This is a genomic window from Pseudomonas sp. HN8-3, from assembly GCF_020790195.1.
GTDB lineage: Bacteria > Pseudomonadota > Gammaproteobacteria > Pseudomonadales > Pseudomonadaceae > Aquipseudomonas > Aquipseudomonas synxantha_A.
Window position 1 is genome coordinate 4,798,923 of record NZ_CP086206.1, and the last position, 14,103, is coordinate 4,813,025.

A 14,103-nucleotide genomic window follows, 5' to 3' on the forward strand; every position below is an offset into this window, starting at 1 on the left:
GCCTCGCATCGCAAGGCCCTTTCCAGGAGTTTTACTCGTTTCAACTTTGCGGCCTCATTGCTTGAGACATCCCGAACATGAATAGCAGCAAATCATGATCAGGCCTGGCCGCCACACTTGCCTTGGCAATCCGCGGCAGCAGGCATTGCCCGCCACCGTCTACCGCACTGAGCACTTGTGTGCGAGGTTGTTCCCACGCTGCCAGGGCAAGGGCTGAAATGCCCAACGCCCCGACCAAAAACAAACCTCGTGCTATTTCTAGCTTCATCTGGTTAAACCCTTGATAGCGCTGCCAAACGCCGTCTCGTAAAAGTAGCTGAGTTTTTTCCAGTCGGTATCGTTCCACGACGAATGGCGGCGCAATTGCAGCATGTCATGGGACGCCGCCCGATAAGCGGTCAAACGCTGGCGACATTTTTCAAAGTCCAGCAGGGCCACTTCCACAATCGCCGCATCAGGCTCACCGGTTACCCGCACGAAAATGTGCTTGATATACAAGCAACCGTGCTGCCAGCGGCCCTTGTGCATACGGGCCAGGGTGCCGGCCAGCTCCTGGAGCAAACGCTCGTGGACCGCCTCGCCGTACTGCTCACGGCCACCGGCGGCGTACCAGTTTTCGATCTCGTCGAAACCGTCCAATGACGCGGTCACCAACAGGGCTTTCCATTGATGCTCCGGGTCGCGTCGCGCCTCGCAAAACACCAACTCCGGCACGCGCACATCCAGCAAACGCAGGCCCTTCAAGGCATCACGTTCACGCAGCACGGTCGGACGCCCGAATGGATGCAACCAACTGCGGTAGATGTGCCCGGTCTGACGCTTGCAATACAGCAAACGCCCATTAGGGCTGACCACTCGCTGCACACCACTTTCACCGCCACGCCGGCGATTGGGTTCTTCGACCCACTCACCCTTCTGGCGCCAGAAATAATCAAACCGCTCCTCGGGAGCTACATGACTGCCTGCTACGCACTCAACTGCCATCTGTTACCTCTTGCGCAATACATACACTCGCCACATGGCGTAGAGCGGTATGAAGTCCAGGGACTCCTGAACACGGAAACCGGCCTGCTCGAATTCTGCCTCGACAGTAGCAGCCGGTAACACAAACCGGTTTTGGTAACCTTCCTGCTCACCTCTTTTGCGACGACGCACTTCGCTGCGCTTGCGCTTCCAGGCCTTGAAATTGCCGTCCACCCACAGCGAAATAATCACGCTGTCACGGGTAACTCGCTGAAACTCACGCAGTATTGTCAGCCTGTGCTCCGCTTCACCGATGTGGTGCATCAAGCGCATGCAGAAAATACTGTCGACGGAGTTATCTGGCAAATCGATATCAAAGGCAGATGTCTGCAAAGGGCGTACCCGTTTCACCACCTCCGCCGGTTGCGCGGTGGTGGCGATCTTCAACATCGACGCCGAATTGTCAGCCCCGATAATCACACGGTTGGGTTTTTCGGCCAGCAACGGCCAGAAACGTCCAGCGCCACAAGGCAGGTCCAGCACCAGGCCCGGCTCACCGGCCATGGCCAGTGCACCACGCGCCAGTTGCTCGTCGCGTTTGTGGGACAACCGGCGAGCCAGATTGTCCTGATGTTTGAGCAAATATTGTTGCGCGTGTTGATCGTCGTACTTTTCGGAAAATTCCAACTTGATTGGGGAAGGCATCGTACGTCTCCGGTAACTGATGCCTGCAACCTTAAGCAGTTAAACGTAATCAACAGGTCAACTCATTGTGAAAATCTTGTCCTGTCCAACTGCATACATTTCAAGACTTTACAGAAACATTCAGTAGCATCGGGCCATCTTCGCTGAAAAGCAGGCAGTCTGCATCCGCAAAACGACAGACTGAACGGTCAGCTTTTGACCTGACTCAGCTCCACATGAAAACGGCAGCCATTGGGCTCCATCGTCGTCAGGCTCACGCTCCAGCCCTGGCTCTCGCAGATCCGTTGCACCAGCGACAGACCAAGCCCCAGCCCCTCGCCACGGTTCTCGCTGCCGCGCACAAAAGGCTCGAACATCGCTTCGCGCTTGTCTTCAGGAATGCCCACGCCAGAGTCCTCCACCACAAAACCACTCGGCTCCAGCGTGAGGCGGATAAACCCTTGCTCGGTGTAATGCAGTGCATTGCGCAACAGGTTACCCATCACTGCGTGCAGGAACGTAGTGTTGTAGCGAGTATCCAGAGGATTGCCAGGGCAGTAGATCAACTCAAGGCCTTTTTGCTCGATGGGCCCACGCCAGATCCCAAGCAAATCTTCGGCGACCTGCGTCAGGTTGACCTGAGCCGACATGGCAGCATCATCGTGTTTGGCGCGGGCCAGCATCAGGAAGGTCTGCACTAGTTCACGCATTTCCTCACAGGCCCGCGCGATTCGCTGGACCTGGTTACGGCCGCGTTGATCGATGGCGGGGTTTTCCAGCAGCAGCTCACAGGAGCTGGCCAACACCATCAAGGGCGTGCGCAACTCATGGCTTACATCGCTGGTAAACAACTGCTCACGGGACAACGCCTGCCGCAGGCGACCCAGCGTGGCATCGAACGCCACCGCCAGCTCGCCCACTTCATCGGCTGCATAATCCGGTGCCAAAGGCGGCGCCAGCCCTAATAACTGGTCACGATGCCGCACCTGGCGAGCCAGGCGCACTACCGGCGCCATCACCTTGCGGGCCAGCACCCAGCCGAGGAACACCGCCAGCGCCAGGCTGAGCACGAACCCCACCAGCACCACGGCAAACAGCACGCGCTCGCGCTCTTCAAAATCGCTTTGATCCTGCAACAGCACATAACGCCGACCGTCGATCACCTCGACCATGGCGTGGTACGACAGAGACTCGCGAAATACTTCGTGGAAGCCCGGGTCCAGATGCCGAAGATCCTTGGGCAACTCGAAATCGCCTTGCCCGCCGCTGAAGTAAAACAGCTGGTCCGGCTCCGGCCGATGTCGCCAGTCTTCCATGCTGTCCATCAACAGCAGGCGTTGCAGGTCACCGCCCAGGCCCGCCGAGATCAGCTTCTCTTCCACCAGGTGCACCGTCGCAACGATCCCCATGGCGAAGGCCCCCGCCACCAACGCACTCATCAAGGCAAAGGCGATGATGATCCGTTGGGCAAGGCTTTGTCTAAACTCCATCACGGCCCTCGGCCAAGCGATAACCCACACCGTGCACCGTTTGCAGCAACGGCTTGGCAAAGGGCTTATCGATCACCTGGCGCAATTGGTGAACGTGGCTGCGCAGGCTGTCGCTGTCCGGGCAGTCATCGCCCCACAGGGCTTCTTCGAGAATTTCCCGGCGTAGCACGTGCGGGCTCTTCTGCATCAGCACTGCCAGCAGTTTCAGGCCGACGGGGTTGAGCTTGAGCAGGCGCCCTTCGCGGGTGACTTCCAAGGTATCGAGATCGTAGCTCAGGTCACCCACCTGCAGGGCGCGGCGGCCACCACCCTGGGCACGCCGCAACACCGCCTCGATCCGCGCGGCCAGTTCCGACAAGGCAAATGGCTTGAGCAGGTAATCATCAGCCCCGGACTTGAAGCCTTGCAGGCGGTCATCCAGTTGATCGCGTGCGGTGAGCATGATCACCGGCGTATCGCGCCGTGCGTCTTCGCGCAGGCGTTTGCACAGGGTGTAGCCATCGATGCCAGGCAGCATGATATCGAGCACGATCAGGTCGTAATGCTCGGTGGCCGCAAGGTGCAGGCCCGACAAGCCGTCCTGCGCACAGTCCACTGTGTAGCCTTTGAGCCCCAGGTAATCGGCCAGGTTGGCCAGAATATCGCGGTTGTCTTCAACCAATAAAATTCGCATGGGCAGTGTCTCCGTACGCGGTAACAGCCGTGTTGGCTCGCGCAGCTTAAGGCCAAGCGGGGCTCAGGGATAGAGCTGAAAGGCCCACTGATGAGGGTTTTCAACTGATTACAGGGACAAACGAGTTTTTCACTATAGCTTCACAAACAGACCACAGTGTCAGGGTGAAGATCGCGCCCATCGATCTAAGGAACCTGGACATGGGCTTTCTCAAAACAGCGCCAATGCGCTATTTGCTGTTGATAACCGCTGCCTGGTTATTGGTTTTCCTGCTCACTCGCAGCGTGTTGCTCGTGACTCACCTGAATGAAGTGGGCGGCAACTTGCTGCCGGTGTTTGGCGTGGGTCTGGTCTACGACCTGGGCTTCCTCGCCTATGCGGCCTTGCCGCTGGGCTTGTATTTGCTGCTCTGCCCACCCGCACTGTGGCGCCGCCGCGGCCACCGCTGGTTCTTGCAGGCGCTGCTGACAATCAGCCTGTTCGCCATGCTGTTCACCTCGGTGGCCGAATGGCTGTTCTGGGATGAGTTTGGGGTGCGCTTCAACTTTATTGCGGTCGACTATCTGGTGTATTCCGATGAGGTGCTGAACAACCTGCTGGAGTCTTACCCGATCGGCAAGCTGCTGAGCCTGCTGGCAATGCTGGCGATCCTCATGAGCCTGGCCCTGCGTAAACCCTTCAATGCCGCCATGGCGGCACCTTCGCCGGCACTGCGTGGCCGTTTGGTCAATGCCCTGGGCCTGTTGGTGGTCGCCGGCCTCAGCCTGCAACTGATCAGCCAGGACAGCCCGCGTACCCAGGGCGGTAACGCTTACAAGAACGAACTGGCCAGCAACGGCCCTTATCAATTCTTCGCTGCGTTCCGCAATAACGAATTGGACTACACCCAGTTCTATCAGAGCCTGCCCACTGACGTGGTCGCCCGGCAACTGCGCGCCGAACTCAGCGAGCCCAATGCGCGCTTTATCGACCCGGACCCGCTGGATATTCGCCGCGCCATCACCAACCCGGGCACACTGCGCAAGCCCAACATCGTGCTGGTCACCATCGAAAGCTTCAGCGCCAAGTACATGGGCAGCAACGGCGATCAACGCAACCTCACGCCCAACCTGGATGCGTTGCGCAAACAAAGCCTGTACTTCAATAACTTCTATGCCACCGGGACACGAACCGACCGGGGCCTGGAAGCCATTACCCTGGCGATCCCACCCACGCCAGGCCGCTCGATCGTCAAGCGCATCGGTCGTGAAAGCGGGTTCGCGAGCCTCGGCCAACAACTCACGGCCATCGGTTACGACAGCGTGTTTGTCTACGGCGGTCGCGGTTACTTCGACAATATGAACGCGTTTTTCAGCGGCAACGGGTATCGGGTCGTGGACCAAAGCAGCGTGCCCGAGTCAGAAATCTCGTTCAAAAATGCCTGGGGCATGGCCGACGAAGACCTGTTCAAACAGACGCTTAAACTGGCCGACGCCGACTACGCCAAGCAACAGCCGTTCTTGCTGCAACTGATGACGACTTCCAACCATCGCCCCTATACCTACCCGGATGGGCGCATCGATATCAAATCCGGCAAGGGTCGCGATGGTGCAGTGAAATACACCGACTACGCCATCAACCAGTTCCTTGAAGCTGCACGCCAGAAACCCTGGTTCGACAACACCATTTTTGTGTTCGTCGCCGACCACACGGCCGGCAGCGCAGGCAAGGAAGACCTGCCGATCACCAACTACCAGATCCCGTTGTTTATCTATGCGCCCAAGCTGATCGACGCACGGGAGTCCGCGCAACTGGCCAGCCAGATCGACCTTGCGCCGACCTTGCTGGGCCTGATCAACCTCAGCTACGAGTCGACGTTCTTCGGCCGTAATCTGTTGCAAGACAACCCGCTGCCACCGCGGGTCGTGGTGGGCAACTACCAGCATCTGGGCTTGTTTGACGGCAAGGACCTGGCAATCCTCAGCCCGCGCCAAGGCCTGCGTCGCCATGACCAGGCTCTTGGAGAAAGCCAGGAGTTGCGCGTCGGTAGCGATGACCCATTGATCCAGCGGGCAATTACCTATTATCAGGCCGCCAGCTACGACTACAAACAGCAACTGCTGAGCTGGAAAGCGCCCAAGGAAGAAGCTCCAGTCTTAAGCAAACGCTAATCAAAAAGCCCCGTGCAGGTGAGCACGGGGCTTTCTCACCAAGGTTCGTGATGAAATCCTCCTCTTCTTTACCGGTTTCCAAACCGCTCAATTTCTGGCTGTGCCTGGGCCTGCCTGCCGGCGCCGCAGTGGTCTTGCTGTTGCTGGAACTGACCTCATTGGACATGGACCTGGCCAGGCGCTTCTACAGCGCGGAGGCTGGCGGCTTCATCGGCCGCTATAGCTTCTTCCTTGAAGACATCCTGCATGATCGGGCCAAGCAACTGGTGATTCTGTTTTCGGTACTGGCGATTCTGGGGCTGGTCGGCAGTTTCATTCTGCAACGACTCAAGCCGTACCGCCGCGAACTGGTGTGCCTGGTGCTGTCGCTGGGAATGGCGACGGCCTTCGTGGCGCCGTTGAAAACCATCACCGCCGTGCAATGCCCCTGGAGCCTCAAGGAATTCGGCGGCCAGGAAACCTACAGCGAACTGCTCAGCCCGCGCCCGCCTACCGATAAACCTGGCCGCTGTTGGCCTGGCGGACATGCAGCTACCGGTTTTGCCTTGTTCGCCTGGTTCTTCGCGCTGAGGGATCGGCGACCACGGCTGGCGCGCAACGCGTTCATTTTTGCCGTCAGCCTGGGCAGCGTCTTCTCCGTCAGCCGTATGCTGCAAGGGGCACACTTTTTTTCCCACAACGTGTGGACAGCGATTTTTTGCTGGCTGATTTGCCTGGGTTTGTATTGCCTGTTGCTGTACCGGCCTTCACGGCAAGCCGTAATGCCGATCAGTTAAGCGAATGCAATGCTCAACGCAACGAAGATCAAATGTGAGAGCTGGCTTGCCTGCGATTGGCATGGGTATCAACACAACTTTACAGTCGCCAACAGTAACCACGATGCGAAGCGAGTCGCTTTTGATCTGCTTTTGATCTCAGGCGCCCCGTTAAACCACGCTGGCCGGAATTCGACAGGGATTTGGGGGGTAAACCGGCAGGGATGCCGGTTTAGCCGCCCCGCGCCATGGATGGCGCGTGGCGGCGGCCCCCCAAATCGCTGTCGGATTACGGGCACACCGAGCCTAGGCGAGGTGCCGAGTGGTGGGGCAAGAGCGTTTTGCTTACTTTGCCGCTTTTGCAAAGTGAGCCGCCGTCAGGGCGGAACCCTAAGTGGCCGTTACCGCAGGAATGGATATGTACTCGGTATAACTGTGTCGGCTGGCAGGCCGCCATCGGGAGCAAGCCCCCTCCCACATTTGGATCGCGGGGTGTCAGGTAGATAGGCGTCGGCTGTCAGGCCGCCAGCGGGAGCAAGCTCCCTCGCCACAGGTCGAGTGTCATACCGAAGTTGAGAGATACAACCGCTCACAAAAAAGCCCCGCCTGCATCACTGCAGGCGGGGCTTTTTATAGCGCCGGGTAAGGCTGGCTTACATCATGCCGCCCATGCCACCCATGCCGCCCATATCTGGCATACCGCCGCCAGCTGCGCCTTCAGCCTTCGGCTTGTCAGCGATGGCAGCTTCGGTAGTCAGGATCAGGCCACCGATGGAGGCTGCCGCTTGCAGCGCGGAACGGGTCACCTTGGTAGGGTCCAGGATGCCCATTTCGATCATGTCGCCATAGACGCCAGTCGCAGCGTTGTAACCGTAGTTACCTTTGCCGTTCTTGACTTCGTTGACCACAACGCTTGGCTCGTCGCCGGAGTTGGCAGCGATCTGGCGCAGCGGTGCTTCAACGGCACGACGCAGCACAGCGATACCAACGTTCTGGTCGGCATTGTCGCCGGTCAGGTTGGTCAGGGCTTCCAGAGCACGGATCAGCGCAACGCCACCGCCAGGTACCACGCCTTCTTCAACGGCTGCACGGGTTGCGTGCAGGGCGTCTTCAACGCGGGCCTTCTTCTCTTTCATTTCAACTTCGGAGCCAGCGCCAACCTTGATCACTGCAACGCCGCCGGACAGCTTGGCCAGACGCTCTTGCAGTTTTTCACGGTCGTAGTCCGAGGAGGTTTCGGCAACCTGGGCACGGATCTGCGCGATACGGGACTCGATGTCGCCTTCAACGCCAGCACCGTCAACGATGATGGTGTTTTCCTTGGAGATGGTCACGCGCTTGGCGCTGCCCAGGTTTTCCAGGGTGGCGCTTTCCAGGCTCAGGCCGATCTCTTCGGAGATAACGGTACCGCCAGTCAATACGGCGATGTCCTGCAGCATGGCCTTGCGACGGTCGCCGAAGCCTGGAGCCTTGACGGCTGCAACCTTGACGATGCCACGCATGTTGTTCACAACCAGGGTCGCCAGGGCTTCGCCTTCAACGTCTTCGGAAACGATCAGCAATGGGCGGCCGGCTTTGGCAACGGCTTCCAGTACTGGCAGCATTTCGCGAATGTTGGAGATCTTCTTGTCAACCAGCAGGATCAGCGGGTTGTCCAGCTCGGCAACCATGGTCTCTGGCTTGTTGACGAAGTACGGAGACAGGTAGCCACGGTCGAACTGCATGCCTTCTACAACCGACAGTTCGTTTTCCAGGCCCGAGCCTTCTTCAACGGTGATCACGCCTTCTTTACCGACTTTTTCCATGGCTTCGGCAATGATGTCACCGATGGAGCTGTCGGAGTTGGCGGAGATGGTGCCGACCTGAGCGATGGCCTTGGTGTCGGCGCATGGCTTGGACAGGTTTTTCAGCTCGGCAACGATGGCGATGGTCGCCTTGTCGATGCCACGCTTGAGGTCCATAGGGTTCATGCCGGCAGCGACGGCCTTGTAGCCCTCGTTGACGATCGCCTGAGCCAGTACGGTAGCGGTGGTGGTGCCGTCGCCTGCGTCGTCGTTGGCACGGGAGGCAACGTCTTTGACCAGCTGCGCGCCCATGTTCTCGAAACGGTCTTCCAGTTCGATTTCTTTGGCGACGGAAACGCCGTCCTTGGTGATGGTCGGAGCGCCGAAGCTCTTCTCGATGATCACGTTACGGCCTTTCGGGCCCAGGGTCGCTTTTACTGCGTCAGCCAGGACGTTGACACCGGTGAGCATTTTCTTGCGGGCGGAGTCGCCGAATTTAACTTCTTTAGCAGCCATGATCGATATTCCTTAAATACTTTGTAGTAACGGGAAAATGAGCGAGGAAATCAGTCTTCCAGTACGGCGAGAATTTCGTTCTCAGCCATGACCAGCAGGTCTTCGCCGTCTACTTTCACAGTGTTGCTGCCGGAGTAAGGGCCGAAAACAACCTTGTCACCCACTTTCACGGCCAGTGCGCGTACATCACCGTTCTCCAGGGTCTTGCCTGGGCCAGCAGCGACGATCACACCGTGGTTGGCTTTTTCAGCAGCCGAACCTGGCAGAACGATCCCGCCAGCGGTTTTCTTTTCTTCTTCGCTGCGACGGATTACGACGCGGTCGTGCAGAGGACGAAGCTTCATTGTCGATCTCTCCTAATTGTGTTTTTCATCGGCCGGTATCAATTCCGGCGGGTTAAATTCCGGCGGTGCCGGTCGCGGCTCGCTGGGCGAGACGCGGAAGTCTGTCTGATGTCACCACCAGAAACCTTGCGGTGACCGTTACATAAGGGCGCATACGCTTATTACAAGGGGGCCGGGAGGAAATTTTTTCTCAGATCGCTCCCCGGGCCAATGCAACACGGCACCCGAAGGTGCCGTGCCAGTGAAGCAGTTATTTGTTGTCGCGGTGTTCGAACTCGCCTTCGATCACGTCGCCTTCACGCCCCAGCGGTTGACGCGGGGCCGGGCCGCCACGGGGTTGCAGGTCGTCGGCAAACGCGCGTTGGCGAATCGCCGCTTCTTCGGCGCGCTGGCGCATCTTGCCGGCCAGCAGTTTGCGGGTAAACGGCAGCAGCAGGACCAGGCCGAGCACGTCGCTGATAAAGCCCGGCAGGATCAGCAGGCCACCGGCCAGGGCCATCATCAGGCCCTCAAGCATGGTCTGGGCCGGCAGTTCGCCGCGGTTCAGGCTTTCACGGGCACGCAACGCCGTGGCCAGGCCTGCCACGCGCAGCACCAGGACGCCGAGCATGGAGCCTGCGATGATCAGCAGCAGCGCCGGGAAAAAACCGATCGCACCGCTGACTTTGACGAATACGAACAGCTCCAACACCGGGAACAGCAGAAAGAGCAATAAAAAAGGGCGCATCAAATGGTTCCTCAACGCAAGAATGCCTTGCCAGTTCACCTTAGATGACGTCGCCATTGTGTGAATTCAAGCGTCGGCAGTGGTTTTTTTCGGCCACACCGCGGCGTGAGCCAATGAAACCAGGGCCTCGCGTACTTGTGTCGGTGTGTTGCAAGGCGTCTCGAAAGGCAACCAATGCAAGCTTTGGCCAATACGCAGGTGCATGCCTTCGCTGTCGATGCCGGCCAACTGCGCAGGCTCGCCAGTCGGCAAACCGCTGAGGTCGACGTAATGGGCGATGGCCTTGGTGTGATCGCTGTTCATGTGCTCGATCATGCTGCGCTCGGCCTTGCCGGCGAACGGATTGGCCAGGGTCAACTGGTCGACCCAGTGAATCGCACCAAACCCACCGATATAACGGTGGCGCACCGGCTTGAGCACCCAGAAATCGAAATCGTGGGCCTTGTGGTAGTTGGCCGAATCGGGGAAGTAGCGGTAGTAACGCTCGGCGGCCGCTTCAATGGCTGCGCCGTCTTCCAGTTTCTCGGCCTCGGCCAGGTAGGTCAGACGCCCCACGGCCTGCACATCATCAGCCTCGCGCTCACCCACCAGCAATGAGCACTTGGGGTCTTTTTGCAGGTTATGGGTGTGCTGGGCGATGCGGCTGATCAGGATCAGCGGACGGCCCTGCTCATCGAGGCAGTAGGGCACGACCGAGCCGAAGGGAAAACCGGGCATGGCTTTTGACTGTGTGGCCAAAGCCCCACGGTATTCCTTGAGCAACAGCTCTCGGGCGTTCTTGGCAACGTGCGCGCTCAACGTATGACTCCTCGGGTGTTCCGCCGCCCATGGCATATGGGAATGGATCTCAACACAAGGTAATCAATATCCGCGCAGGTTGCCAGAGTGGCCGACGCAGCTTTTACCAGGCCACACCAAAGCCTGCGGTGTAGCGAGTCTTGCTCAGGCTGCTCTCGGAACTGCCGCTGACCTCGTTGCGCTCGGCCTTCAAGTTGAGCGAGGCCCACTCGGTAACCTTGTAGCGCAGGCCCATTTCCGCATCCAGGGAATACTCGGACGGCCCGGCAAGGGGTTTGCCCAATTCGCCGTTGGTGAAGAACTCGACGGTCTTGCCCACCAGGTAGCGGTTGTAGTTCCACTTCATGGCCAGGGAATAGAAGTTGTCCTTGCCGCCGTCGGCGTATTCGTAATCGGTGCGGTTGACCAGCGAACCGAGGGAGAACGCGCCCAGTTCATCGTCCCAGAACTGATAGCCCGGGCCGGTACCGACAACGCGCTGACGGGCCAGGTCTTCGACCTTGTCGCGCTTGTAGGTCAGGCGGCCCTGCCAGAACCAGTGCTCGGTGATGAAGCGGTCCAGGTTGTACTCCAGCGCCCAGTTATCGGTGGTGGTAACGTCGTCCTGGAACTCGCGGTTGTATTCGCCCTTGCCCGTATGACGCCATTGGCCATGACGGGCCGAGGTCTTGAAGTCGATGTCGTAGTCGTTGGTGTCTTTGTCGGCACGCTTGTAGTCCAGCGCCAGGTCGACGTTGCCCTTCCACACCAGGTCTTCGATCACTGGCTTGGGCTTCATGATCTGTTGGATGCTTGCCAGGTCGACCGTCTTGGGTGCCTCGCCATTGGCCAGCACCACCTTGCCGTCATCTGACGCCTGCAACGACTTGGCCTTTTCGCCGCTGTAGGCGTCCTGCTTGACCAGCAACTCCTGATCGCTTTCCAGGGTCTTGACCTGCTTCCAATCCACCGGGATCGAGCCTGCGTAGGTGGTTTGGATCAGCAGTTTGCCACCGTCGAAGACTTTGATCTTGCCGGTCAGCCGGTCGCCGTTTTTCAACCAGACGGTATCGGCGAGCAAGGGCGTGGAAGCACTGAAAACAGCAAGGCACAACAGGGTTCTGGACAACATAAGCAGATACGGGGCTCAGGGGTGGCAAAAAATAGGGGCGTTATAGTGTTACATGGCTAGAACTGACTCAAGGATTTATATTGAGTTCAATGCTCATCGTCATGTTTACAGACGTTTCTGACAAAACCGCGACGATCTCAACGGATATCCCCATAGTGAAGCCACCTGCCGATACGCCGCAAAGCCCCGCCGAAATGCGGCGTACCGCGCTGTACCTGACCTTGTCGCAAGTGCCCGAAGGCTGTGTGGTGAGCTACGGCGAGCTGGCTCACCTGGCGGGTCTGGGCCGTGCCGCCCGATGGGTCGGGCGCACCCTGAGCCAGTTGCCCGAAGACACCCGATTACCCTGGCATCGGGTGTTGGGCGCCGGTGGTCGGATAAGTCTGCCGGCGGGCAGCGCCTCAGGCGACGAACAACGTGCGCGTTTGCGTAGCGAAGGCGTCACTATCTTGAACAATCGTGTTGATATTCAGCGCCATGGCTGGCGTCCGGTAGAGCACAGCGGTTAGAGTGCGCGCTTTGTTTCCGCAAACCTGAGGCAGACTCCAGCCCATGCCCCGTAAAACCTGGCGCGCCGCGCTCGCCGCCTATGCCAGCCCCTCGACATTAGTGCTGTTGTTGCTCGGCTTCGCCGCCGGCATGCCTTACATGTTGGTGTTCTCGACGCTTTCAGTGTGGCTGCGTGAAGCCGGTGTGGCCCGCGAGACCATTGGCTATGCAAGCCTGATCGGCCTGGCCTACGCCTTTAAATGGGTCTGGTCGCCGCTGCTCGATCAATGGCGCTTGCCGTTGCTCGGTAAACTGGGGCGTCGTCGCTCCTGGCTGGTGCTGGCCCAATCGCTGGTGATCCTCGGATTGATCGGCATGGGTTTTTGTGACCCGCAAAAACACCTGTCCTGGTTGATCGCCATCGCGGTGATCGTCGCCTTCGCGTCGGCCACCCAAGATATCGCCGTGGATGCCTACCGCCTGGAAATCGCCGACGACAGCCGCCAGGCCGCCCTGGCCGCGAGCTACATGTCCGGCTACCGCATCGCTGCCCTGCTGGCCACCGCCGGCGCGCTGTTCTTTGCCGAAGGCTTTGGCTCCACCGGCTTCAACTATAAACACTCGGCCTGGACCGGCACCTATGTGCTGTTCGGCGTGTTGATGGTGCCGGCGTTGCTCACCACCTTCCTCATGCGTGAACCAGATGTACCACTGCGCACCCAGTTGCAGGCCGGCCGCTACAGTTTCATGCACCAGTTGGTGTCGGTGTTTGTGCTGATCGTGCTGTTGGTCTCGGTGCCGGCGATGTTCACCCAGCTGTACAACACCGACTTCGCCAGCGTGCTGTTCCAGGGCGTGAGCCTGTGGGAACTGCTGATGGAAGACCGCGCGTTCCTGCGCGCCATCCTTTATATCATCCTCACCACCCTGTGCCTTTCGGCCATGGGCCGTCGGGGCCTGGCGCCGGTGCTGACGCCGGTCAACGACTTTATCCTGCGCTATCGCTGGCAGGCGCTGCTGCTGCTCGGGCTGATTGCCACGTATCGCATGTCCGACACGGTGATGGGCGTGATGGCCAACGTGTTCTATATCGACCAGGGTTTCACCAAGGACCAGATCGCCGGAGTGAGCAAGATCTTCGGCTTGATCATGACCCTGCTCGGCGCCGGCATGGGCGGCCTGTTGATTGTGCGGTTCGGGATCCTGCCGATCCTGTTCATCGGTGGCGTGGCCTCGGCCGGCACCAACCTTTTGTTCGTGATGCTCGCCGACATGGGCCCCGACCTGCAGATGCTGATCGTCACCATTTCCCTGGACAACTTCAGTTCGGGCATGGCCACCTCGGCGTTCGTGGCGTACCTGTCGAGCCTGACCAACCTCAAGTTCTCCGCTACCCAATATGCGTTGCTCAGCTCGATCATGCTGTTGCTGCCACGCCTGATCGGCGGGTATTCGGGGGTGATGGTGGAGAAGTTCGGTTATCACAACTTCTTTATGATTACTTGCCTGCTGGGGGTGCCGACGCTGCTCCTGATTGCATTGCACTGGTTCCAGGAGAACCGGCGCGCCCGGCTTAATCCACCACAGGAAGACTGATACGACTCGGTCAATGTGGGAGC

Annotated in this window: 14 protein-coding genes; 4 read left to right on the forward strand and 10 right to left on the reverse strand. The window is 59.0% G+C overall.

Translation table 11 applies throughout. The features are described from left to right. Positions 1-40: 40 nt before the first annotated feature. From LJX92_RS21295 to colR, 5 genes are all read right to left on the reverse strand, one after another. Entirely contained in the window at positions 41-268 is a 228-nt protein-coding gene (locus tag LJX92_RS21295) for a hypothetical protein (protein ID WP_005791025.1), read from the reverse strand. Next, positions 265-984, reverse strand: coding sequence for a lipopolysaccharide kinase InaA family protein (locus LJX92_RS21300; protein WP_005791027.1), 720 nt, complete (start codon positions 982-984; stop codon positions 265-267). Before LJX92_RS21300 ends, LJX92_RS21295 begins: the two co-directional genes overlap by 4 nt. A 3-nt stretch (positions 985-987) precedes the next feature. After that, complete coding sequence (locus tag LJX92_RS21305) at positions 988-1,668, reverse strand: class I SAM-dependent methyltransferase (protein WP_005791029.1); 681 nt, start codon at positions 1,666-1,668, stop codon at positions 988-990. Between the two features lie 188 nt (positions 1,669-1,856). Then, a complete protein-coding gene (locus tag LJX92_RS21310; protein WP_103734877.1) occupies positions 1,857-3,137 on the reverse strand; it encodes a sensor histidine kinase in 1,281 nt (426 codons plus the stop codon). Continuing rightward, positions 3,127-3,810: a two-component system response regulator ColR gene (colR, locus tag LJX92_RS21315; RefSeq protein WP_003175870.1), complete on the reverse strand. Its 684-nt coding sequence runs from the start codon at positions 3,808-3,810 to the stop codon at positions 3,127-3,129. The genes LJX92_RS21310 and colR overlap by 11 nt, the downstream gene beginning before the upstream one ends. 200 nt (positions 3,811-4,010) lie before the next feature. Between colR and LJX92_RS21320 the strand changes: the two genes are divergently transcribed. After that, entirely contained in the window at positions 4,011-5,960 is a 1,950-nt protein-coding gene (locus LJX92_RS21320; RefSeq protein ID WP_228308920.1) for an LTA synthase family protein, read from the forward strand. Positions 5,961-6,010: 50 nt separating this feature from the next. Then, a complete protein-coding gene (locus tag LJX92_RS21325; RefSeq protein WP_228308921.1) occupies positions 6,011-6,736 on the forward strand; it encodes a phosphatase PAP2 family protein in 726 nt (241 codons plus the stop codon). A gap of 632 nt (positions 6,737-7,368) precedes the next feature. On the opposite strand, the gene groL is transcribed toward LJX92_RS21325, so the two are convergent. The 5 genes from groL to LJX92_RS21350 all read right to left on the reverse strand — a co-directional run bounded on the left by groL (position 7,369) and on the right by LJX92_RS21350 (position 11,995). Further along, positions 7,369-9,015: a chaperonin GroEL gene (gene groL, locus LJX92_RS21330; protein WP_005791041.1), complete on the reverse strand. Its 1,647-nt coding sequence runs from the start codon at positions 9,013-9,015 to the stop codon at positions 7,369-7,371. A gap of 50 nt (positions 9,016-9,065) precedes the next feature. Further along, complete coding sequence (locus LJX92_RS21335) at positions 9,066-9,359, reverse strand: co-chaperone GroES (RefSeq protein ID WP_003193940.1); 294 nt, start codon at positions 9,357-9,359, stop codon at positions 9,066-9,068. A gap of 250 nt (positions 9,360-9,609) precedes the next feature. Beyond that, the gene (locus tag LJX92_RS21340; protein ID WP_032879654.1) at positions 9,610-10,086 is read right to left on the reverse strand and encodes an FxsA family protein; all 477 of its coding nucleotides are present in this window, start codon (positions 10,084-10,086) and stop codon (positions 9,610-9,612) included. 66 nt (positions 10,087-10,152) lie between these two features. Beyond that, positions 10,153-10,884, reverse strand: coding sequence for a HugZ family protein (locus LJX92_RS21345; RefSeq protein WP_148852649.1), 732 nt, complete (start codon positions 10,882-10,884; stop codon positions 10,153-10,155). Positions 10,885-10,987: 103 nt separating this feature from the next. Then, on the reverse strand, positions 10,988-11,995 hold the full coding sequence (locus LJX92_RS21350) for a DUF481 domain-containing protein (protein WP_032879652.1): 1,008 nt from the start codon (positions 11,993-11,995) through the stop codon (positions 10,988-10,990). A gap of 194 nt (positions 11,996-12,189) precedes the next feature. Between LJX92_RS21350 and LJX92_RS21355 the strand changes: the two genes are divergently transcribed. Together LJX92_RS21355 and LJX92_RS21360 are read left to right on the forward strand one after the other, a co-directional pair. Beyond that, positions 12,190-12,504 (forward strand): MGMT family protein, encoded by a 315-nt coding sequence (locus LJX92_RS21355; protein ID WP_050549437.1) that lies wholly within the window; start codon positions 12,190-12,192, stop codon positions 12,502-12,504. Positions 12,505-12,547: 43 nt separating this feature from the next. Further along, complete coding sequence (locus LJX92_RS21360; RefSeq protein WP_005791052.1) at positions 12,548-14,080, forward strand: AmpG family muropeptide MFS transporter; 1,533 nt, start codon at positions 12,548-12,550, stop codon at positions 14,078-14,080. Positions 14,081-14,103 lie beyond the last annotated feature (23 nt).

What these genes read in the sequence shown, in the direction of transcription:
- LJX92_RS21360 (WP_005791052.1), top strand. Translation starts at nt 12,548, where the DNA reads ATGCCCCGTAAAACCTGGCGCGCCGCGCTCGCCGCCTATGCCAGCCCC.
- LJX92_RS21325 (WP_228308921.1), top strand. Translation starts at nt 6,011, where the DNA reads ATGAAATCCTCCTCTTCTTTACCGGTTTCCAAACCGCTCAATTTCTGG.
- LJX92_RS21305 (WP_005791029.1), bottom strand. Translation starts at nt 1,668, where the DNA reads ATGCCTTCCCCAATCAAGTTGGAATTTTCCGAAAAGTACGACGATCAA.
- colR (WP_003175870.1), bottom strand. Translation starts at nt 3,810, where the DNA reads ATGCGAATTTTATTGGTTGAAGACAACCGCGATATTCTGGCCAACCTG.
- LJX92_RS21335 (WP_003193940.1), bottom strand. Translation starts at nt 9,359, where the DNA reads ATGAAGCTTCGTCCTCTGCACGACCGCGTCGTAATCCGTCGCAGCGAA.
- LJX92_RS21295 (WP_005791025.1), bottom strand. Translation starts at nt 268, where the DNA reads ATGAAGCTAGAAATAGCACGAGGTTTGTTTTTGGTCGGGGCGTTGGGC.
- LJX92_RS21320 (WP_228308920.1), top strand. Translation starts at nt 4,011, where the DNA reads ATGGGCTTTCTCAAAACAGCGCCAATGCGCTATTTGCTGTTGATAACC.
- LJX92_RS21300 (WP_005791027.1), bottom strand. Translation starts at nt 984, where the DNA reads ATGGCAGTTGAGTGCGTAGCAGGCAGTCATGTAGCTCCCGAGGAGCGG.
- LJX92_RS21340 (WP_032879654.1), bottom strand. Translation starts at nt 10,086, where the DNA reads ATGCGCCCTTTTTTATTGCTCTTTCTGCTGTTCCCGGTGTTGGAGCTG.
- LJX92_RS21350 (WP_032879652.1), bottom strand. Translation starts at nt 11,995, where the DNA reads ATGTTGTCCAGAACCCTGTTGTGCCTTGCTGTTTTCAGTGCTTCCACG.
- LJX92_RS21310 (WP_103734877.1), bottom strand. Translation starts at nt 3,137, where the DNA reads ATGGAGTTTAGACAAAGCCTTGCCCAACGGATCATCATCGCCTTTGCC.
- groL (WP_005791041.1), bottom strand. Translation starts at nt 9,015, where the DNA reads ATGGCTGCTAAAGAAGTTAAATTCGGCGACTCCGCCCGCAAGAAAATG.
- LJX92_RS21355 (WP_050549437.1), top strand. Translation starts at nt 12,190, where the DNA reads ATGCGGCGTACCGCGCTGTACCTGACCTTGTCGCAAGTGCCCGAAGGC.